This is a genomic window from Burkholderia sp. Bp9031, from assembly GCF_003857965.1.
In the GTDB taxonomy this organism is placed as follows: Bacteria; Pseudomonadota; Gammaproteobacteria; order Burkholderiales; family Burkholderiaceae; genus Burkholderia; species Burkholderia ambifaria_A.
Map to the genome: position 1 here is coordinate 444,058 of NZ_QTPW01000001.1, position 21,795 is coordinate 465,852.

10 protein-coding genes and 2 pseudogenes are annotated in these 21,795 nt (G+C 66.4%); 10 read left to right on the forward strand and 2 right to left on the reverse strand.

Going from position 1 to position 21,795, the window contains the following annotated elements; all coding sequences use genetic code 11:
- Window positions 1–457: 457 nt before the first annotated feature.
- The 6 genes from DIE15_RS01970 to DIE15_RS01995 all read left to right on the forward strand — a co-directional run bounded on the left by DIE15_RS01970 (window position 458) and on the right by DIE15_RS01995 (window position 12,630).
- Window positions 458–826, forward strand: coding sequence for a hypothetical protein (locus DIE15_RS01970; RefSeq protein WP_124832237.1), 369 nt, complete (start codon window positions 458–460; stop codon window positions 824–826).
- Between the two features lie 16 nt (window positions 827–842).
- The gene (locus DIE15_RS01975; protein WP_124832238.1) at window positions 843–1,430 is read left to right on the forward strand and encodes a hypothetical protein; all 588 of its coding nucleotides are present in this window, start codon (window positions 843–845) and stop codon (window positions 1,428–1,430) included.
- A gap of 48 nt (window positions 1,431–1,478) precedes the next feature.
- Window positions 1,479–2,585 (forward strand): phage minor head protein, encoded by a 1,107-nt coding sequence (locus DIE15_RS37425; RefSeq protein ID WP_260428161.1) that lies wholly within the window; start codon window positions 1,479–1,481, stop codon window positions 2,583–2,585.
- A 939-nt stretch (window positions 2,586–3,524) separates the two neighbouring features.
- Window positions 3,525–9,557, forward strand: a complete 6,033-nt coding sequence (locus tag DIE15_RS01985) for an alpha-2-macroglobulin (protein WP_124832239.1) — start codon at window positions 3,525–3,527, stop codon at window positions 9,555–9,557.
- 10 nt (window positions 9,558–9,567) lie between these two features.
- Window positions 9,568–11,805, forward strand: a complete 2,238-nt coding sequence (gene pbpC, locus DIE15_RS01990) for a penicillin-binding protein 1C (RefSeq protein ID WP_124832240.1) — start codon at window positions 9,568–9,570, stop codon at window positions 11,803–11,805.
- Between the two features lie 132 nt (window positions 11,806–11,937).
- Window positions 11,938–12,630 carry a hypothetical protein gene (locus DIE15_RS01995; RefSeq protein ID WP_124832241.1) on the forward strand — a complete coding sequence of 231 codons (693 nt, stop codon included), beginning with the start codon at window positions 11,938–11,940 and terminating at the stop codon, window positions 12,628–12,630.
- Window positions 12,631–12,676: 46 nt separating this feature from the next.
- On the opposite strand, the gene DIE15_RS02000 is transcribed toward DIE15_RS01995, so the two are convergent.
- Complete coding sequence (locus DIE15_RS02000) at window positions 12,677–13,924, reverse strand: multidrug effflux MFS transporter (protein ID WP_124832242.1); 1,248 nt, start codon at window positions 13,922–13,924, stop codon at window positions 12,677–12,679.
- A gap of 246 nt (window positions 13,925–14,170) precedes the next feature.
- On the opposite strand from DIE15_RS02000, the pseudogene DIE15_RS02005 reads away from it, so the two are divergent.
- Window positions 14,171–14,377: pseudogene (locus DIE15_RS02005) on the forward strand (hypothetical protein); the annotation flags it as partial.
- A gap of 100 nt (window positions 14,378–14,477) precedes the next feature.
- On the opposite strand, the gene DIE15_RS02010 reads toward DIE15_RS02005, so the two are convergent.
- Entirely contained in the window at window positions 14,478–15,374 is an 897-nt protein-coding gene (locus DIE15_RS02010; protein WP_057924948.1) for a glutamate/aspartate ABC transporter substrate-binding protein, read from the reverse strand.
- Window positions 15,375–15,681: 307 nt separating this feature from the next.
- On the opposite strand from DIE15_RS02010, the pseudogene DIE15_RS02015 reads away from it, so the two are divergent.
- The 3 genes and pseudogenes from DIE15_RS02015 to DIE15_RS02030 all read left to right on the forward strand — a co-directional run bounded on the left by DIE15_RS02015 (window position 15,682) and on the right by DIE15_RS02030 (window position 21,765).
- A pseudogene (locus DIE15_RS02015) lies at window positions 15,682–17,442 on the forward strand (S8 family peptidase).
- A gap of 716 nt (window positions 17,443–18,158) precedes the next feature.
- Entirely contained in the window at window positions 18,159–20,954 is a 2,796-nt protein-coding gene (gene mgtA / locus DIE15_RS02025) for a magnesium-translocating P-type ATPase (RefSeq protein ID WP_124832244.1), read from the forward strand.
- A 67-nt stretch (window positions 20,955–21,021) separates the two neighbouring features.
- Entirely contained in the window at window positions 21,022–21,765 is a 744-nt protein-coding gene (locus tag DIE15_RS02030) for a transporter (RefSeq protein ID WP_124832245.1), read from the forward strand.
- Window positions 21,766–21,795: the final 30 nt, after the last annotated feature.

Here is a 21,795-nt window from a genome sequence, read left to right on the forward strand (position 1 = left end):
GGGAACAACGCATCGATTGCGCGCGTTTCCGTCCATTAAAAATCGATGCTACTGGGGTTAAGGTGGGCTCGGTGGGGCTCAGGACACTTGCTTGATGGTGACGCCCGCCCTCGCGTCATATCGCGCGTGCGCGCACATGATATTGCGCGACATATTGCGCGCGCATAGCACGGCGAACGAAGGAACGCAAAACGCTTTCTTGCGCACACGGCAAATTGTTGTACTTTTGCAACGAATTGCAAAAAACTGAAGAAAGCGTTTGGAGGCGAGGCGGAGCTGTGGCATAGTCACAACCCCTGCAACGAAACACGTGCCGGACGCAAGTTCTCCGACAATCTCAGTGTACATCACAAAACACAATCGTCGGCAAAAACCCTACAGATTTAACGGGTATTCGACGAGACAAGAAACGGCACCGCCCGGTGACCGACAACCATAGAGTAGAAAAGGAACCAATATGAATACCAATCGTTTCGCAGCTATCCGCAACCGCCTCAACGCACGCGTCAACGCAGCCCTCAACGTCGCAGAGCAACGTATCGACTCGGCGGTCTCCATCGCTGAAACCGAAATCGAACAGGCAACGGTGCAGATGGAAGAACGCGTGACCACGGCCACGATTGCGGCGGTCGAACAGATCACGGCAATGGGCGAAGAGATCGCGGCAGGGATCAACGGTGACGGCACGTTTCAAGGCGATACGGAACCGGTTGAGCCTGCTACGCAAGAAGCTTTCCAAGTTGGTGACACGCTCCCCAAGCTGACGACGGTTCCGGTCACTGTCGCTTCGAACGAAGCAGCAAGCGCCCGCGCAATGCTGGGTTAATCGGGGGGACACAACTATGACGACGAAGGAACTCCCCGCATTCGTAGAACTCGACAACGTGACTTTCAACAAGGCACGGGCCGCAATCGCGATTCTGGCTGACGGCCACGAACGCCAAGGCAACGAACTGGAAGGTCTCAAGGCACTCGTTGCGCAACTCTCTGAAACGGTACGGGCGCAGGCCCAGCAGATCGCGGAAATGCGCGCCGACTTTACGGCCACAGTGCAGCAACAGGAACAGGCAGTCAATCAACAACTGTCGGACCTAGGCGCAGAACTCACGGCACTGGGCGACGAGTTGCAGGAAGCGGAAGACCGGGCACACGCCCGCATCGACGCGGCAGTGACCGCCTACGAAGCGATTGCCGCTAAACAGGAACAAGTGCAGGCCGAATCGCAACACGACAAGCCGGTACAGGTCCCCGCCCCGATCCGGAAGAACGCAGCCGACCTGCAACGCACCCGTGACCTGATCGCAAAACTGGTCTCTGCCGCGTACGTAACGGCACCGCCCCCGACACGCAACGCCCTTCGATTCATCATCAGCACACCGCCGCAGCCCCGTGTAATTGAAACACCTACGCACGAAGAACCAGCCGAATAACGGCACGCGTACAGCGGCACGCGGAACAACGAACAGGGAGTAGTGACAGTGGCAACAGCAAAATCATTCATCGGGCGCGTGATGGACGCGTTTATGCGCTCAGGTAGAACGGATAACGACTTGGCGCGTTCTGTGCAGGAAATACGCGACTTTTTGCACCAATCATCGGCCGACGCGCACCGGACAGCAGAGTACGTAACGAACCACTTGAGAAAAGCGCATGATCGCGAACTCAAGAAACAACCGCCTAACAAGCCCGGCACATTCACGCGTGCGCGTGTCGCTCAATCCGCACAACAGATGCTAGACGAGAAAATCGTACAGTCGCTGTCCCTGATCGAGCTAAACCGCAAGAAATCCGTAGAAACCACCGTATCCCGTTTCGTCGGCTGGGCCTCTTCCCTGCCCCCGGAACTGACCGTCGATCATCCACGCCAGATCATCGAAAAGATAGAGAAAGGCACTCGACGCGTTGCCAAGGCACCTATCGAGTTGATGCGCGAAGAAGAGGAACTACGTGCGGAAGGATCGCGCAAGAAGCCGAAGCCGTACAAGCTGGTACCGACGTACGAAACGCGATACGTAGAAGCGCCTCCGGGACCCGAGAAAAAGGACAGCCGCGCTATCACCCGATTGAAATCGGATCGGGAAAATATCAGCAAGGCTGCGATCAAGGCTCAGAACCGGTACGAAGCCCAGCGCGTGACACAAGATCAGGGGCACAAGCTTGCGGCCGGTATTGCCGAAACAGTGGCGGTCGCGAACTCAGCAGTAGCGGCAACGTGGGAAACACACTACACGAAGAACCCGCGCGAAAACCACGCGAAACGCGACGGCATCATCTACGTGTATCGAGACAGCCCCGCGATTCAGACCGCCATCGTCAACGGGTGGATTAAGCCCAGCTCCGTCGAATTCATTGAGGACCTGCCCGAACTCCCGGCGCAGGAAATCAACTGTCGGTGCACGTTCTCGTATATCTACACGATTTCGGCCCTGTACAGAAAGGCGTCGTACCTATTCACCGCGAAGTACGAACAGGATCGGCGCGAACGTATGACGCAGGCGGTGGGCTTGCTGTACCCTTGTCAAAATCCCGAACTTGGACCGCCGCCAGTTCGCCGGGCCGCGCCCCGATCAGCAACAGCCCGATAGCGAACTCTCGCAAGTCGTCGGCCATCACATCGAGCAGCGCCGTACGATGCTCCACGCTCAACCAACCCTTACGCTGTGAGGCAACGCCTTTATACGCCTCCACCGCGCGCCATGCGTTGTCAGTGGATACAAGATTTAGCTTGTTTTTCCCGTGGTTCAACGCGGCTTTTAGCGACTTCATTTCCCGGTTGATCGAGTCCTTAACCCGGTTGACGGATTCGGGGTCATCGGGGTTTGCTCGCTCTAGCTGCGCCTCTCGCCAATCCTCTAGCTGGCGTGTCGTCAACTTCGCGAACATCACGGCTCCGAACGGCTTGTCATAGACCCGTCTCCGGAATCGTCCTTCCGTGTCGTCGGCTGTTTTGTCCCTATTATCGGTCCGCAGCTTCTTTATGTAGGCCCGGCACACGTCCGCCACCGTCCACTCGCGGGCGTTGCGTGCGACACCCGTACCCTGTTCCTCGTTCCACTTGCGTGCCGCATTGCACGCATCGTCATATTCAAGCCCCGTCCCGAACGACTGAAATGCGTATCCACCGCCGTCAACGGCTCGCCGTCCGATCCACGTTCCATTCGCCCCGTCATGGCCCTGCGTCGGCAATCTGTACCCCACGTACAGGCCCCGTGCCAGCTTCGTCCAATACGCGTCCCTGCGCGGTTTTAGGCGTGCGCGCGCCGTTTTGGTATCTATCTTCTCGTTCATGATGTTCTATTTACTACACACGCAAGTTGCGTACACTGAGCGGCTGTCGCTGTACGCAAGTTGCGTACGCAGCAGGTCTCCGTACGTAAGTTCTACGGAAATCGCACAGAGGCCGATTCCAGCGAAAAATAATGGAAAAAGTTGAAGGTTTATAAAAATCAATAACTTAGCGGTGCGCAAAACTCACAAAAACGTGTGTTTTTTGTAGTATTCGTGCACTCCAAGGGCATCGAGCGATGAAGCAGCGCGACAAACACAACAACACGCATCAATCCAATCCCATCACACGGCCGCTCTGGCGCATCGGCGCGGTCGCCGCACTCGGGGGCGCCGCGGCACTGTCGCTGCATGCACTCGCGGCACGCACGGTGAGCGTATCGCCGCAAGGCACGGTCACCGAAGTCCGGCAGAGCGTCGTCAAGTTCGACGAACCGATGGTCGCGTTCGGCTCGGCATCCGCGCCGAATCCCGCGCGCATGACCTGCAACGATTCCGCCGCCGCACGCGGCCAGGGTCACTGGCTCGACGACAAGACCTGGGTCTACGATTTCGAGAATGACCTGCCGCCGGGCGTGCGCTGCTCGGTCGCGCTCAACGACGCGCTGCGCTCGGTCGCCGGCAATGCGGTAAGCGGCCCGCGCCGCTTCACGTTTCAAACCGGCGGCCCGTTCCCGGTGACGGTGCGTCCCGGCTCGCGCGAGATCGAGGAACGCCAGGTCTTCGTGCTGAAGCTGAACGGCCCGGCCGAGCCGCGCTCCGCGCTCGCGAACATCTGGTGCGAAGCGGCCGGCATCGGCAACCGCATCCCCGTCACGGCCGCCGACGACGACACGCGCCACGCGCTGCTCGACCACTTCGGGCTGAAGAAGGACGCCGCGCGCGTGCTGACGCTGTCGTGCGCGCAGGCACTACCCGCGAGCGCGAAGATGCAGCTCGTCTATGGCAAGGGCGTCGCAAGCCCGAGCGGCATCGCGAACGATACCGAGCGCCGCTTCGACTTCACGGTGCGCGCCCCGTTTGCCGCGAGTTTCTCGTGCGAACGCGAGAACGCGAAGGCACCGTGCACGCCGTTGCGCCCGCTGACGCTGTCGTTCAATGCGCCGATCTCGCGCAAGAACGCCGAGGCAATCAAGCTGCGCGGCCCTGACGGTTCGCTTTCACCGACCTTCGCCGCCGACGACCACAGCGACGAAGTGACGACCGTCACGTTCAATCCGCCGCTGCCCGCGCAGGCAAGCTTGACGATCGAGCTGCCGTCCGGCCTGCGCGACGTAACGGACCGCTCGCTCGCGAACGCCGACCTGTTCCCGCTCGCGACGCGCACCGCACCGATGCCGCCGCTCGCGAAATTCTCGTCGGGCACCTTCGGGATCGTCGAGCGCTTCGCCGAACCCGATACGCCCGCGCTCGTGCCCGTCACGCTGCGCAACGTCGAGGCCGACCTGCATATCGCGGGCCTCAACACGAGCGGTGCGCAATTCTCGAACCTGAAGGTCGACGACGACACCGCGATCCGTCAATGGATGCGCACCGTCGAGCGCTTCGACAACTGGTCGATGACGGCCGGCACGATCGACGAGCGCATGCCGGGCCTGCTCCGGCGCAAGGGCCAGCACCCCGTCTACGTGCCGCTCGAGGCGGGCGAGAAGATGCCCGCGCCGCAGAACCGCCGCATCGACGTGCGCTCGCTGTCGCTGCTCGCCGGCGAACCGGGTGCGCAGGCGCTGACGCTGCCGAAGGCCGATCCGAAGACGCTGCGTCCGTTCGAGGTCGTCGGCGTGCCGATCGACAACCCCGGCTTCTACGTGCTCGAACTCGCGTCGCCCGCACTCGGCCGCTCGCTGCTCGCGAAGCCGTCGAGCATGTACGTGCGCACGACCGTGCTCGTCACGAACCTCGGCGTGCACCTGAAACAGGGCCGCGAGAACAACCTCGTGTGGGTCACGACACTCGACAAGGGCAAGCCGGTGCCGAACGCGCAGATCCGCGTATCGGATTGCAACGGCGACGAGATCGCATCCGGCAAGACCGATGCGCAGGGCCTGCTGAAGATCGACGGCCCATTCGAGCCGAAACACGAATGCAGCCAGTCGGAACGCTTCGACGACTACTTCGTGTCGGCGCGCGTCGACGATCCGAAGACGGGCCCCGACATGGCGTTCGTCAGCTCGAACTGGAACCGCGGGATCGAGTCGTGGCGCTTCAACGTGCCGACCGACACCGACAGCGCACCGACCGTGCGCGCGCATACCGTGTTCGACCGCACGCTCTTGCGTGCCGGCGAAACCGTGTCGATGAAGCACTTCCTGCGCACCGAGACGCTGCAGAGTCTCGCGTTCCCGGCGCAATACCCGACGCGCGTGACGATCCGCCATCTCGGCTCGGACCAGACCTACAAGCTGCCGCTCACGTGGTCGGCCGACCACAGCGCGGATACCCGGTTCGCGCTGCCGCCCGCGGCGAAGCTCGGCGAATACAGCGTATCGCTCGAAGGCGGCCCGGACGATGCGCCGACCACCAGCTACTACAGCGGCAGCTTCCGCGTGGAGGCGTTCCGCCTGCCGGTGCTCAAGGGGACGATCAGCGCGCGCGACGCGCAGAAGAGCCCGCTCGTCGCGGTCAAGGAAGCACCGCTCGCGGTGCAGATCGACTACGTGTCGGGCGGCGGTGCATCGAACCTGCCCGTGCAGGTGTCGGCGCTGATGAAGTGGGCGTCGCCCCCGTTCGCGGATCGCTTCGAGGACTTCAGCTTCACGCCCTATCGTCCGGAGCGCAGCGACGGCAACGCCGACGACGATTCGCAGGACGGCGACAGCGCATCGGCCGCGAACAACGATCCCGATGCAACCAAGCTGATCGCGGACAAGCTGCCGCTGACGCTCGACCGCAACGGCGCGGGGTCCGTCACGCTCAAGGGCCTGCCCGACGTCGATGCGCCGAAGCGCATCGCGCTCGAAGCGACGTTCGCGGACCCGAACGGCGAAGTGCAGACGATCCGCGGCGACACGATCCTGTGGCCAGCCGCGGTGGTAGCCGGTATCAAGGCCGGCCGCTGGGTGTCGGTCGGCCAGCGCGTGCCGGTACAGGCGCTCGCAGTCGACCTGCAGGGCAAGCCGCGCGCGTCGGTGTCGATCGAAATCAAGGGCGTCGCGCACGTCACGACGTCGTCGCGCAAGCGGATGGTCGGCGGCTTCTACGCGTACGACAACAAGAGCGACACGCGCGACCTCGGCGTGCTGTGCTCGGGCAAGACCGACGACAAGGGCCGCATGGCCTGCGACGCGACGCTCGAGCAGGCCGGCAACGTCCAGTTGATCGCGGTCGCGAAGGACGGCGACGGGCGCACGTCGAACGCGTCGACGTTCGTCTGGGTCACGCGCGAGGACGAACTCTGGTTCGGCGGCGACAACACCGACCGGATCGACGTGATTCCGGAGAAGACCGCCTACGAACCGGGCGAAACGGCCCGCTTCCAGGTGCGCATGCCGTTCCGCTACGCGACCGCCCTCGTCGCGGTCGAACGCGGCGGCGTGATGGAAACGCACGTCGTGCAGCTCAATGGCAAGAACCCGACCGTCGACCTGAAGGTCGGCGAATCGTGGGGGCCGAACGTCTACGTATCGGTGCTCGCGTTGCGCGGCCGGATCCGCGAAGTGCCGTGGTACTCGTTCTTCACGTGGGGCTGGAAGGCGCCGATCGAATGGGCGCGCGCGTTCTGGCGCGAAGGCCGTCACTATGAAGCGCCGACCGCGTTCGTCGACCTGTCGAAGCCCGCGTTCCGCTACGGCCTCGGCGAAATCAAGGTCGGCACGGGCGTGCATCGTCTCGGCGTGACCGTGACGACCGACGCGACGCGCTACACGGTGCGCAGCAAGGCACAGGCGCACGTGAAGGTCACGCTGCCGAACGGCCAGCCCGCGCCCGCCGGCACGCAGATCGCGGTCGCCGCGGTCGACGAGGCGCTGCTCGAACTGATGCCGAACAACAGCTGGGACCTGCTCGACGCGATGCTGCAGCGACGCGCATACGGCGTCGAGACGGCCACCGCGCAGATGGAAATCGTCGGCCGCCGCCACTTCGGCCGCAAGGCCGTGCCGGCCGGCGGCGGTGGCGGCAGCGCGCCGACGCGCGAGCTGTTCGACACGCTGCTGCTGTGGAATCCGCGCGTGACGCTCGATGCGAACGGCAGCGCAACCGTCGAGGTGCCGCTGAACGACGCGCTCACGCGCTTCCGGATCGTCGCGATCGCGGCAGTCGGCCCCGACCGCTTCGGCACCGGCAGCACGTCGATCCGCAGCACGCAGGATCTGCAACTGATCTCCGGCCTGCCGCCGCTCGTGCGCGAAGGCGACGCGTTCCGCGCGCAGGTCACGCTGCGCAACACGACCGACCACGCGATGCAGGTCGTCGTGACGCCGCACGTGACGGGCCTCGACGTCGCGCCGCAAACCGTGTCGCTCGCAGCCAATGCGGCGACCGAGGTCGCGTGGACGATCACCGTGCCCGAGCAAGCGCTCGACGCGGCCGGCGCGCTGAACTGGCGCATCGAGGCAGCCGAGCAAGGCGGCAAGCGCGCGGCCGACGCGCTGGCCGTCGCGCAGAAGGTCGTGCCCGCGCTACCGGTGACCGTGCAGCAGGCCACGCTCGCGCAGGTCGACGGCACGCTGACGCTACCCGTGTCGGCCCCGGCCGGCGCCGTCAACAACGCGCAAGGCGCACCGCGCGGCGGCATCGCCGTGTCGCTGCAGTCGAAGCTCGCCGACGGCCTGCCCGGCGTGCGGCGCTGGTTCGAGCGCTATCCGTACAGGTGCCTCGAACAGCAGACCTCGCGCGCGATCGGCCTGCACGACGCCGCGCAATGGCAGGCGCTGGTTGCGCGCATGCCTGTCTATCTCGACAGCGACGGGCTCGCGAGCTACTTCCCGCCGTCGTCCGACGATGCGCACTACGGCAGCCCGACGCTGTCGTCGTACCTGCTCGTGGTCGCCGACGAGGCGAGCCGCCTCGACCCGCGCTTCGCGCTGCCGGAAGACCTGCGCACGCAGCTCGAGGCCGGGCTCGCGCGCTTCGTCGACGGCCGCATCGAGCGCAACGCGTGGGCGCCGCGCCAGGATCGCGACCTGCGCAAGCTCGCCGCGATCGAGGCGCTGTCGCGCTACGGCGCCGCGCAAGGCCGCATGCTCGGCTCGATCGAGATCGCGCCCAACCAGTGGCCGACGTCGGCGGTGATCGACTATCACGCGATCCTCACGCGCGTGAAGGACATCCCGCAGCGCGACGAGAAACGCGCGCAGGTCGAGCAGATCCTGCGCGCGCGCCTCACGTACCAAGGCACGCAACTCGTGTTCTCGACCGCGCGCGACGACGATCTGTGGTGGCTGATGACGAGCAACGAGACCAATGCCGCGCGCCTTGCGCTGGAATTCGCGGGCGACCCGGCGTGGAAGGACGAGATGCCGCGCGTGACGGCCGGCCTGCTCGCGCTGCAACGCCAGGGCGCATGGCAGACGACGACGTCGAACGCACTCGGCCAGCTCGCGGTCGAGCGCTTCTCGCGCACTTACGAGAGCACGCCTGTGGCCGGCACGACGAAGGTCGCGCTCGGCGGCAACGAGCGCGCGATCTCGTGGTCGCAGGCACCGGCGCCCGCCGACGCGCCCGCATCGGCCACCGCCGCGACGCGCGCCGCCACCGCACGCAGCGTGCTGATGCCGTGGCCGCGTGCATCGCAGGCGCCGGCCACGCTGTCCGTCAAGCAGGACGGCACGGGCCGCCCATGGGCGACCGTCGAGAGCCTCGCGGCCGTGCCGCTGCGCGCGCCGTTCGCGGCCGGCTACCGGATCACGAAGACCGTCACGCCCGTGTCGCCCGCCGTCAAGGGCGTGCTGACGCGCGGCGACGTCGTACGTGTGCATCTCGACATCGATGCGCAGAGCGACATGACGTGGGTCGTCGTCAACGATCCGATCCCGTCGGGCGCGACGATCCTCGGCTCGGGCCTCGGCCGCGACTCGGAAGCCGCGACGCAGGACGAGAAGCGGCCCGACGGCGCGTGGCCCGCGTTCGTCGAACGCGACTTCGACGGCTACCGCGCGTATTACGACTATCTGCCGAAGGGCAAATTCTCGGTCGAGTACACGGTGCGGCTGAACAACGTCGGCACGTTCGGACTGCCGCCGACCCGCGTCGAGGCGCTGTATGCGCCGTCCGTCTACGGCCTGTGGCCGAACCCGCCGATGACCGTGAAGCCGGCCGACGCGGGCAAGTAACGAGTACGTCATGATCGATCTGGCTTTGCCGCGGCCGGCGCGCTTCGCCGGCCGCCTCTTCGTCGCCGTGGTGCTGGCCGCGCCGCTCGTCGCGCATGCGCTGCCGAGCTACGACGACGTGCGCCGCAACTGGCGCAGCTCCGACTGGGTGCTGCTCGCGCGCGACGGCACGCCGCTGCAGCGCACGCGCGTCGATCTCACCGAGCGGCGCGGCGACTGGGTGTCGCTCGCCGACGTGTCGCCCGCGTTCCGCGAGGCGATCGTCGTGTCCGAGGACAAGCGCTTCTACGAACACAGCGGCGTCGACTGGCGCGGGATCGCAGGTGCCGCCTGGGGCAATCTGTGGAACGAGCGCACGCGCGGCGCGTCGACCGTGACGATGCAGCTCGCCGGGCTGCTCAGTGATTCGCCGCACCGTTCGGGCCAGCGCTCGCTGCCGCAAAAGGCCACGCAGGCGGTGAACGCGCTGCTGCTCGAACGCGGCTGGCGCAAGGACCAGATTCTCGAGGCCTACCTGAATCTCGTGCCGTTCCGCGGCGAGACGGTCGGGCTCGCCGCGCTGTCGCAGGTGCTGTTCGGCAAGGCGCCGTCCGGCCTCGACGCGCGCGAAGCCGCGATCGCCGCGGCGCTGGTGCGCGCCCCCAACGCGGCACCCGCGAAGGTCGCCGAGCGCGCGTGCCGGATCCTGCGCGACATGCATGCGGAACAGGCGTGCGCGTCGCTCGACGGCTACGTGCAGCTCGTGATCGCGCGCCCGGCCAACGCGGTGCGTGACGACGGTGCTGCTCTGGCGCCGCACTTCGCGCGCCGCATCGCGGCCGAGGTCAAGCCGGCGGCCGGTGCGCAGGTGCGCACGACGCTCGATGCGCCGCTGCAGCGCTTCGCGCGCGACACGCTGACGCGCGCGCTGACCGAACTCAACGCGCCCGCGCACCGTCGCAACGTGCAGGATGGCGCGGTCGTCGTGATCGACAACGCGACCGGCGAGATTCGCGCGTGGGTCGGTTCGTCGGGTGCGTTGTCGAGCGCGCGCGACGTCGACGCCGTGCTCGCGCCGCGCCAGGCCGGCTCGACGCTCAAGCCGTTCCTCTACGCGCAGGCGATCGACGAGAAGCGGCTGACGGCCGCGTCGCTGCTCGACGATGCGCCGATCAACCTCGCGGCCGGCGGCGGCCTCTACATTCCGCAGAACTACGACAAGGATTTCAAGGGCTGGGTGAGCGTGCGCACCGCGCTCGGCGGCTCGCTGAACGTGCCGGCCGTGCGCACGCTCGTGCTCGTCACGCCGCACCGCTTCGCGCGCACGCTGACCGCGCTCGGCCTGCCACTCGCGCAGGAAGGCGACTACTACGGCTTCAGCCTCGCGCTCGGCAGCGCGGACGTCACGCTGCTGTCGCTGACCAATGCGTATCGCGCGCTCGCGAACGGCGGCGTCGCGCGCAAGGTCGTCGACCTGCCCGTGCCGTCACCTGCATCCGGCGCATTGGCGCCGGGACGTCCGGATAACGGCACGCGCGTATTCAGCGAAGCGGCCAGCTTCGTCGTCACCGACATCATCTCCGACAACAACGCGCGCGTGCGCACGTTCGGTTTCGACAACCCGCTCGCGACACGCTTCTTCTCGGCGGTCAAGACCGGCACCAGCAAGGACATGCGCGACAACTGGACCGTCGGGTTCACGTCGCGCTACACGGTCGGCGTGTGGGTCGGCAATGCGGACGGCTCGCCGATGTGGGACGTGTCGGGGGTGACGGGTGCGTCGCCGGTGTGGTCTGCCGTCGTCGGCTACCTGCACCGCGACCTGCCGAGCCGCGCGCCGAGGCCGCCGGCCGGCGTCGAAACGCGCCGCATCACGTTCGAGCGCGACGTCGAGCCGTCGCGCAACGAGTGGTTCGTCGCGGGCACGGCACTCGACACGATCCGGCTCGCGGCGCCCGTCACGCCGGGCAAGGACGGTGCGCGCGCGCCGCTGACGATCGGCGCGCCGACCGACGGCACGATCTTCGCGATTGATCCGGACATTCCGCCGAAGAATCAGCGGATCTGGTTCGAGCGGTCGTCCGGGCATGCCGCGCGGTTCGCGTGGCGGCTCGACGACAAGGTGATCGGGCATGCCGACCGCATCGCGTGGATGCCGTGGCCGGGCCGGCACCGGCTGGAACTCGTCGACGCGCGCGGCAACGTCGCGGATGCGATCGGCTTCGAGGTGCGGGGAGCGTTCGCGAAGCCGGGCTCACGCAAACCGTAGCAAGCCCCCGGCCGACGGCGAACGAACCGGTAAGCAATCCCCGGATCGCAGACCTAGAATAGGAACAGTGCGCCGATGCATCGGCGCACACCGGTTGCCCTGCCGCGTCCCTTCTCCCGATCGCCCGCGACCATGAACCTTCGACATCCGCGCTTCCTCCGCCCCGCGCTGAGCACGGCCTGCGTCGCCGCCCTCGCGACGCTTGCGGGCTGCAACGGCGACGCCTGCTTCGGCGTCGACGTCTGCTTCAACGACAACAACACGCAGACCGTCGCGCTGTCCGGCACGGCGGCCACCGGCACCGCGCTCGCGAGCGCATCGGTGACGATCAGTTGCGCGCAAGGCTCGGCGACGACGCTGACCGACGGCGGCGGCAACTACCGCGTGACGGTCAACGCCGCGCTGCCGTGCGTGATTACCGTCGCGTCGGGTGGCACGAGCCTGCATTCGCTCGCCTACGCGGGCGGCACCTTCAACACGACGCCCGAGACCGAGCTGATGCTCGTCTATCTCGCCGCGCAGCTCGGCACGAACACGGCCGGGCTGATCGGCAATTTCCAGGGCAATGCACACTTCCAGCAGGTGATGGGCAGCCCGGGCAGGGTGCAGGCCGCGCAATCGGCGGTGGTGACGAACCTGCAGCAGCGCTATTCGGTCACGCTGTCGACGCCGGCCTTCCTGACGACGCCGTTCGTGGTCGGGCAACCGGGCATCGACAGCGATCTCGACGCGCTGGCCAAGGCCGGTGCGATCGATTCGAACGGGATGCCGGATCCGGCCGCCGTTTCGCTGCTGGCGCAGGCGGGCGCGGCGCAGCCGCTGTGAGCGGCCGGCGTGCCGTTGTGGCAGCCACGGACGCAGCTTCTGCGGCTTACGCCGCCTCCCCGCTTCCGCAAGCAACGCTCGCGGCCTGCTGCTGCGTCAGGTAGCGCAGCAGCTTCGTCACCATCCACACGACGATGACCGACAGCGCGACGAAGAACACCGCGAGCGGCGTCAGCACCTGCACCGACACGAAGCCGGCGAGGCCCATCATCGCGGACGACACGAGCAACAGCGCGCACCCGAGGATCGCGCTCGTCAGCCCCGCGATATGCGGAAACAGCGAGTTGCCCTTGGCCATCAGCGTCGGATACATCGCGCCCGCGCAGAAACCCATCACGAGCACCGGCGTCGCGAGCGTCCATACGCGCAGGCCGACGGTCAGCGCCAGCACGAGCATCACGACCGCCGCGGCCGCCATTACGCGCGCGCCGATGCGCAGCCGCTGCTCGGCGCTCGGCAGCCCGTGCCCGTGAATCCGGTTCGACAGTCCGCCGAGGAAATACATCAGCCCGATCCCGAGCGCGAGATAGCCGAAGAAGGTCGGCGGCTTGTGCAGCGTGGTCTGCACCATGAACGGCCCGACGATGTTGAACACCAGCAGGATGCTGTAGCACAGCCCCTGGGCAAGGAAACAGCTCTGGAACACCGGACTCGCGAGCACCTTGCCCGCGTTCGCCATCAGCGTGCGCGGCTCGAGATGGACCGGTTTCGGCAAGGTTTCCCGGTAGTGCCACAACAGCGCCCACATCACCAGCGAATACACCAGCAGGAACACGAGGCACGCGCGCCAGCCGAACCATTCCTGCAGGTGCGCGCCGATCACCGGCGCGATGATCGGTGCGAGCCCCCACGCGATCGACATGTAGGTGAACGCATGCATCAGCGCCTGGCCCGAGAACGAGTCGGTGATGATCGCCTTTGCGAGCAGGTTCGTCGTCGCGATCCCGAAACCCTGCAGGCAGCGCGCCAGCACGAACGTCTCCAGGTTCGGCGCGCCGAGCGACAGCAGGCACCCGATCGTGTAGATGACGAGCCCGAACGCGAGCACCCGCTTGCGTCCGTACGCATCGGCGACCGGGCCGAAGATCAGCTGGCCGAGCGCATAGGCGGCCATGTAGCCGGACACGCTCGACTGGATCGCCTGCGGCGTGGTCGCGAACGAACGCGCCATGTCGGGCAGCGCGGGCACGTAGATGTCGATCGCGAGCTGGCCTGCGGAGGCGAACAGGCAAATCAGGAACAACAGGAAGCGCGGCGAGTTCGATTCGCGCGCAGGAGTGAGCGAGGCGTTCATGACAACCGGGAAGGATTCGGACGGCGGCGACACGCGCCGGCTTGTTCGAATGACGAACAACGGTGCGTGGCGAAGCGCATATTGTGCCTGTTGTTGCGCGACGCGACAGGAATCCCATGGCGCGGACGAGGTTGAATGCCGATTGCGGCACATGCCGAAACGCGCTAGATGCCCGTTCAGGTTCCCCGGCGAGTCGCCTCGGGAACCCCGGCACGGCTCCGTCCGGCGGGCACTGCCCCGGCTTTAAAGCAGATGATGGCGCTGCAGCATGTCGCGCTCGCCAACGCGTTCGCGATGCCGATGCCGCAGCCCGTCGGGTTCGCGATGCCGCTGTGGGCGATGCCCGAACCGGTCGTCGTGCTCGTGCCGGCGCAGCCGTCCATGCGTTCGATGGCACCGGCCCCGGCGGCACCGGCCAGGCCGGCCGCACGCGTGCCGGAAATCAAGGCCTGACGCTCGGTTCCATCACGCGAGCGACCGGGCCGAAAACCGAAACCGCCGGCGTGTGCCGGCGGTTTTCTATCGACGATGCAACTCCACCACTATGCGTCGATCAGTACTGCGCCTGATCCGTCGGATTCCTGAACAGCTGCTTCATCTCCGGCGACAGCGGATAGTTGAGGCTCACGCCCTTCGGCGGAATCGGCTGCATGAACCACTGGTCGTAGAGCTTCTCGGCCGTGCCCGAGGTCTGCATCTTCGCGATCACGCCATCGACTACGTGCTTGAACGCCGGATCGTCCTTGCGCATCATGCACGCGTAATTTTCATGGACGAGCGGCGTGCCCGCCACCGTGTAGGCGCCCGGGTTGCGGTCCTTCGCGATCTCGCCGTACAGCAGTGGCTCGTCCATCACGAACGCGACCGCGCGCCCCGTCGTGACGTTCATGAACGCTTCGGCGTGGTCCTTCGCGCTGATGATCGTCATGTTCATCCCCTTCTCCTCGTTGAGCTTGCGCAGCAGGCGCTCGTCCGACGTGCCGGCCGTCGTCGCGACTGTCTTGCCGGCCAGGTCCTGGAAGTCCTTCACGCCCGAATCCTTGCGCGTGCTGAAGCGGATCCCGTAGAGGAAGATGCTGTTCGAGAAGGCGGCCTGCTTCTGCCGCTCCAGCGTGTTGGTCGTCGACCCGCACTCGAAGTCGATCGTGCCGTTCTGCAGCAGCGGAATCCGGTTCTGCGACGTGATCGGGATTTCCTTCACCGTCAGGTTCGGTGCCTTCAGCTCCGTCTTCAGCGTGTCGATAATGCGCGCCGCGATGTCGCGCGAGTAGCCGATGTTCTTCTGCTGGTTGTCCGAATACGAGAACGGCACCGACGATTCGCGGATACCCAGCGACACGACGCCCGTGTCCTTGATCTTCTTCAGCGTGCCGGTGAGGGCCTGCGCGTGCGCGGTGCCCGCCAGCGCGCAGGTCAGCGCGACGGCCAACCAACGGAAGCGGCGATCCATGCTTTTCTCCTGACGAAACGTTGATCGAATCGCGATCGTACGCCCGACAAAATTCGCGTCGCATCAGGGAAAGCGTAGGCAACCGTCCACCACGGCGCGCGCGGACGACGCATTTTCCGTGGCGCGCAAATACGCGTGCATCCCGCGTCGCGCCCGGGCAGCCGCGTTCGCTCGCATCCCGCCTGCCGGGTCGTCCGCTCTGGACCCGCAATCGCATTGCAACGCAGCAACGTAATCGTTTGCGGCAACCCGTTTTTTTCTCGCGAACCGCGCTCAAGAAGCGCCCGTGGCGGCCGTTACCCAGTGCATGGCGCGTCGCAACAATCTTGCGATGAATGTCAGACAAAAACGACAAGGTCCGGTGTTCCTCCGGACCAGGCACGACCGCCAGCACGACGGTTATCTATGAGGATCGAGTCTCACCATGAGAGCCAAACGTTTCAATTTCGCGCTGGCCCGCTCCGCTCATGCGCGCATGCTCGCCGGCATGCTGTCTGCCGCCGCCCTGCTTCCGCTCGCCGGCTGTGGCGGTGGGGGTGGCGGCGACGGCAGCAATCCGTCTTCCTCCAATGCTGCGCCGGCCCCCGCGCCCGCTCCGACCACCCCGCCCGCGGCCAGCGGCAGCAATGCGTGCGCGACGCAGCAGGCTGCCGTGCAGATGGCTGCCCAGACCACCGCGCCGGTCGAGCCGCCGGTCGATCACCTGATCGTCAAGCTGAAGACGCTGACGGCCACGCGCGCGATGGCCGCCCTCGACACCGGCACACGGCTCGACGCGGTGATCCGGCGCTCGATGACGCGCTGGACGGCACCGACAACGACCAGTGCCGCACATGCCTATGCCGCCGTGACGACGTCGCAGGCATCGCTGAACGTGCAGGTCGAGCGGACCCTGTCGGACGGCGCGGCCGTGCTGTCGATCGGCCAGCGCATCGCGTCCGGCGACGCGGCGGCGCTCGCGCAGGCGTTCGCGGCCGACGGCGACGTCGACCACGCGGAACCGGATCACCCGATGCAGATTCGCGACATGCCGAGCGATCCCGCATACAGCCAGCAGTGGGATCTGTCCGACGCGAGCGTCGGCATCAACGCCCCGCCCGCCTGGACGCGGACCAAGGGTTCGCCGACGGTCGTCACGGCCGTGCTCGACACCGGCTACCGGCCGCATCCCGACCTCGTCGGCAACCTGCTGCCCGGCTACAGCTTCATCTCGAACGTCAACACCAGCAACAACGGCCAGACGCGCGGCATCGACGCCACCGATCCGGGCGACTGGGTCACGCAGCAGGAACTCGACGATTCCAGCGGCCCGTACTATCACTGCGCGAGCGAACCGAGCAGCAGCAGCTGGCACGGCACGCGCGTGATGGGCGTGATCGGCGCGACCGCCAACAACGGCATCGGCGTCGCCGGCGTGTCGTGGCTCGGCCGGATCCTGCCGGTGCGCGTGCTCGGCAAGTGCGGCGGCACGACGAGCGACATCGCCGACGCGATGCGCTGGGCGGCCGGCATTCCGGTCGCCGGTGTGCCGAGCAACCCGAATCCCGCGAAGGTCATCAACCTGAGCCTGGGCGGCGTCGGCGCGTGCAGCGCGACGTTCCAGCAGGCAATCGACGACGTGAACGCGAAGGGCGTGACCGTCGTCGTCGCCGCCGGCAACGACGGCCTGTCGACCGGGCTCGACCAGCCGGCGAACTGCCGCGGCGTGATCAGCGTCGGCGCAACCGACGCGACCGGCCGCCGCGCATCGTTCAGCAACTTCGGTGTCGACGTTGCGCTGAGCGCACCCGGCGTCAACATCCTGTCGACGGCCAACAGCGGCACGACGACGCCGGGTACGGACACGTACGACACCGCGAGCGGCACGAGCCTCGCGACGCCGCAGGTGACGGGCATCGTCGGGCTGATGTTGTCGGTGAACGGCAACCTCACGCCCGCGCAGATCCAGCAGAAGCTGCAAGGCGGCGCGCGTGCGGCGATGCTGCCGACCGGCACGTCGTGCACGGCGCTGCCGGCCGGCTCCGGCATCGCCGACGCAGGCGCTGCCGTCACGGCCGCCACGCAGTAACGGGCACGTCGCCTCGACGCAACCGCGCGCATGCCTGCCCGGCGCGCGCGCGTTTTTTCATTCGCGGAGCCGGCATCGCCGCGCTAACGTTCTGCAAGAATTGCCTGAGCAACGGGTGGAAAAAGGGTTGACGCTTCGCACGACGACCCATTACCATCGCCCCCGTCTGATTACATGGAGTGTTCTGTGAACACCGATGCGAGTTGTAGTTGGTCCTCGACCAACTTGACTGCTGCCTGAGGAAACCGCGCAGAGCCTCGTCTTCTGCCGCATCCCGGGAAGCAGGATGCGGCGCCCTTCCGGCCTGACCGGCCAGAATCCCCCGCCGAATTTTTCGATATTGCCGAATGCCCGCGCAGCGCATCGATACGCTGCCGCGCGCGTGCGTTCGTGCTGCGCGCAGCGCGAACTGCGTGCGTGTTCCGTTCGCGTGCCATCCGGCCGCGCGCCTTCGTGCGTGCGCGGTTGCCGATCGCCCGTGCCCGCCACCCGAAACCGACAGGAGTGCAGATGAACTCAGACGACAGTAGTCGATTACCGCTCGCCGGTGCGACGCTGCGCATCGATTCTCCGACCGCACTCCGCGCGCCGGCGAGCGTTCCCCTCTTCACCGATCCACAGCCGATCGCGCCTGACGCGACGCGGCGGGGAGTGCTCGTGCGTCGATAACGTCACAGTCGCTCCCCGCCCGCCGCCTCGTGCGCAAGGAGCGACTCATGACACAACGCAATACCTCGCAACCGAAACAGCGCGGCTTCATCAACGCCGGCCCCGGTCAAAAGAACGAACCGCGCATCATGCGCGCCGCGCAGGAAGCGGCCCGCCCGCTCGAAGAAACCTTCAAGTCGCTGCGCACCAGCACGCGCGGCCTCACCTACGACCAGGCCGTCGACCGTCTGCAGCACCACGGTCCGAACGAAATCGCGCACGACAAGCCGCCGCACTGGACGCGCCAGTTGCTGCACGCGTTCCACAATCCGTTCGTCTACGTGCTGCTCGTGCTGGCCGCGATCAGCTTCTGCACCGACGTCTATTTCGCGGCGCCCGACGATCGCGACTATGTGGGCATGACGATCCTGCTGACGATGGTCACGATCAGCGCGCTGCTGCGCTTCGTGCAGGAATTCCGTTCGCTGCGCGCGGCCGAAAAGCTCAAGGCGATGGTCCGCACGACGGCGACCGTGCAGCGCGCGGTGACCGACACGTCCGAGCCGGCACGCCGCGAGGTGCCGATGCGCGAAGTCGTGGTCGGCGACATCGTGCATCTGTCCGCCGGCGACATGATTCCCGCCGACGTGCGCCTGCTCGCGTCGCGCGACCTGTTCATCAGCCAGGCCGTGCTGACCGGTGAAGCGCTGCCGGTCGAGAAGTACGACACGCTCGGCGCGGTCGCCGGCAAGTCGGCGAACACGGGCGCGTCGGACATGACGGGCATGGCCGGCAAACCCGGCGCGGCGAACGACGCGTCGGCGTCGACGTCGCTGCTCGATCTCGAGAACGTGTGCTTCATGGGCACCAACGTGGTGAGCGGCACCGCGACGGCCGTCGTCGTCGCGACCGGCGAGGACACCTACTTCGGTTCGCTCGCGCGCAACGTCGTGAGCCACAAGCGCATCGAGACGAGCTTCGATCGCGGTGTCGCAAGCGTGAGCTGGCTGCTGATCAAGTTCATGTTCGTGATGGTGCCGATCGTGTTCATGATCAACGGCCTGACCAAGGGCGACTGGCTGAGCGCGCTCACGTTCGCGCTCGCGGTGGCCGTCGGCCTCACGCCCGAGATGCTGCCGATGATCGTCAGTGCGAATCTCGCGCGCGGCGCGATCGCGATGGCGCGTCGCAAGGTCGTCGTGAAGCGGCTGAACTCCGTGCAGAACTTCGGCGCGATGGACGTGCTGTGCACTGACAAGACCGGCACGCTCACGCAGGACAAGATCATTCTCGAACACCATCTCGACCTGTCCGGCCACAAGAATGAGGACATCCTGCGGCTCGGCTGGCTGAACAGCTTCCATCAGAGCGGCCAGAAGAACCTGATCGATATCGCCGTGGTCGCGCGCGCCGACGAGATCGGTGACCGCGTGAAGCCGCAAGGCTACAAGAAGATCGATGAACTGCCGTTCGACTTCGTGCGTCGCCGCCTGTCGGTCGTCGTCGAGGACACGCACGGTACGCACCTGCTGATCTGCAAGGGCGCGGTCGAGGAAATGCTTGCGGTGTCGACCCATGTGCAGGACGAGGACGGCGTGCGCCCGCTCGACTTCGTCGCGCGCAAGCGGCTGCTCGAACAGGCGAACGCTTACAACGAGGATGGCTTCCGCGTGCTGGTGCTCGCGACGCGCATGATCCCGCGCGGCGACGAACGCGAGCAGTACCGTACCGCCGATGAGCGCGACCTCGTCGTGCGCGGCTTCCTGACCTTCCTCGATCCGCCGAAGGAATCGGCCGCGCCGGCGCTTGCCGCGCTGCGCGAGAACGGCGTGTCGGTGAAGGTGCTGACGGGCGACAACCCGACCGTCACGATGAAGGTCTGCCGCCAGGTCGGCCTCGAACCGGGCAAGCCGATGCTCGGCGCCGAAATCGAGGCGCTCGACGACGCGACGCTCGCGCAGGTCGTCGAACGCACGACGGTGTTCGCGAAGCTCACGCCGCTGCAGAAGGCGCGCATCGTGAAGGCGCTGCAGGCGAACGGCCACACGGTCGGCTTCCTCGGCGACGGTATCAACGATGCACCCGCGCTGCGCGACGCCGACGTCGGCATCTCGGTCGACAGCGGCGCCGACATCGCGAAGGAAACCGCCGACATCATCCTGCTCGAAAAGAGCCTGATGGTGCTCGAGGAAGGCGTGATCAAGGGCCGCGAGACGTTCGGCAACATCCTGAAATACCTGAACATGACCGCCAGCTCGAACTTCGGCAACGTGTTCTCGGTGCTCGTCGCCAGCGCGTTCCTGCCATGGGAGCCGATGCTCGCAACCCAGCTGCTCGTGCTGAACCTGATCTACGACACGTCGCAGATGCTGCTGCCGTGGGACCGGATGGATCCGGAGTTCCTCAAGAAGCCGCGCAAGTGGGAAGCCGGCAACATCGGCCGCTTCATGCTGTGGGTCGGGCCAACCTCGTCGGTGTTCGACATCACGACTTACGTGCTGATGTGGACCGTGTTCGGCGCCGGTGCGATGTATCACCTGCACGGCGGCTCGAGCGGCCAGATCGTGATGAACTCCGGCTGGTTCATCGAAAGCCTCGTGTCGCAGACGCTCGTCGTGCACCTGCTGCGCACGCAGAAGATCCCGTTCCTGCAGAGCACGGCCGCGCTGCCGGTGCTGCTGTCGACGTTCACCGCGATCGCGATCGGCTGCTGGCTGCCGTTCTCGCCGTTCGCGGAGTCGCTCGGCTTCATGCATCTGCCTGGGACCTACTGGCTGTGGCTCGCGGCGACGATGGTCGGCTACATCCTGCTCGCGCAGATCGTCAAGACGATCTATGTGCGCCGCTACAAGCAGTGGTTCTGATCTCCACCGGACAACGGCGTGCCGGCCCGCGCGGGCCGGCCGCCCACGATGCATCATGGGTGACTTGATGAAAAGAATGCTTCCGCTCGCGGCTGCGAGCGCCCTCCTCGCACCGCTGGACGCGTACGCGGCCCATCCGCTCGTCAGCGACGACACGGGCACGCAGGGCGACGCAAACTGGCAGCTCGAGTTCAATGCCGAGGAAACGTCGAAACAGGACGAAAACGGCCGCCATCAACTGTGGAACGCGACACTCACGCGCGGCTTCGGCGAACATGTCGATCTGTACGTGAACGCGCCTTATACCCATCTGCAAATGCGGACCGACGACAACGGCGCCGGCATCGGCGACGTCGAGATCGGCATGAAATGGCGCTTCGCCGAACGCGGTCCGCTATCGTTCGCGCTGAAACCGAAAGTGACGATGCCGACCGGCAACGACGATCGCGGGCTCGGCACGGGCCGCGTCGGCACCGGTGCGACGCTGCTCGCGCAAGCCGACGTCGCGCGCGTCTCGCTGCTCGCGAATGCGGGCCTCGCCTACCAGCCGAATCGCCAGGGCGACCTGCGCTCGGTCTGGGCCGTGTCGGCCGCGGCGCTCTACAAGGCGACCGACAACGTGCAGTTCGTGGCCGACATCGGTCTGTCGCGCAACACCGAAAGCACGGCCGGTGCGCATCCGGCGTTCGTGATCGCGGGTGCGATCTACTCGCCGAAGCGCTGGCTCGATCTCGACGTCGGCTACCGGCACGGGCTGAACGACCAGACCTACCGTCACTCCGTGATGGGTGGCGTGACGGCGCGGTGGTGATGCGGCCGACGCCGCGTGTCGAACCGCAAT

Coding starts and splice junctions, on each gene's coding strand:
- DIE15_RS01975 (WP_124832238.1), top strand. CDS start 843: ATGACGACGAAGGAACTCCCCGCATTCGTAGAACTCGACAACGTGACT.
- DIE15_RS02030 (WP_124832245.1), top strand. CDS start 21,022: ATGAAAAGAATGCTTCCGCTCGCGGCTGCGAGCGCCCTCCTCGCACCG.
- DIE15_RS01970 (WP_124832237.1), top strand. CDS start 458: ATGAATACCAATCGTTTCGCAGCTATCCGCAACCGCCTCAACGCACGC.
- pbpC (WP_124832240.1), top strand. CDS start 9,568: ATGATCGATCTGGCTTTGCCGCGGCCGGCGCGCTTCGCCGGCCGCCTC.
- mgtA (WP_124832244.1), top strand. CDS start 18,159: ATGACACAACGCAATACCTCGCAACCGAAACAGCGCGGCTTCATCAAC.
- DIE15_RS01995 (WP_124832241.1), top strand. CDS start 11,938: ATGAACCTTCGACATCCGCGCTTCCTCCGCCCCGCGCTGAGCACGGCC.
- DIE15_RS01985 (WP_124832239.1), top strand. CDS start 3,525: ATGAAGCAGCGCGACAAACACAACAACACGCATCAATCCAATCCCATC.
- DIE15_RS02000 (WP_124832242.1), bottom strand. CDS start 13,924: ATGAACGCCTCGCTCACTCCTGCGCGCGAATCGAACTCGCCGCGCTTC.
- DIE15_RS02010 (WP_057924948.1), bottom strand. CDS start 15,374: ATGGATCGCCGCTTCCGTTGGTTGGCCGTCGCGCTGACCTGCGCGCTG.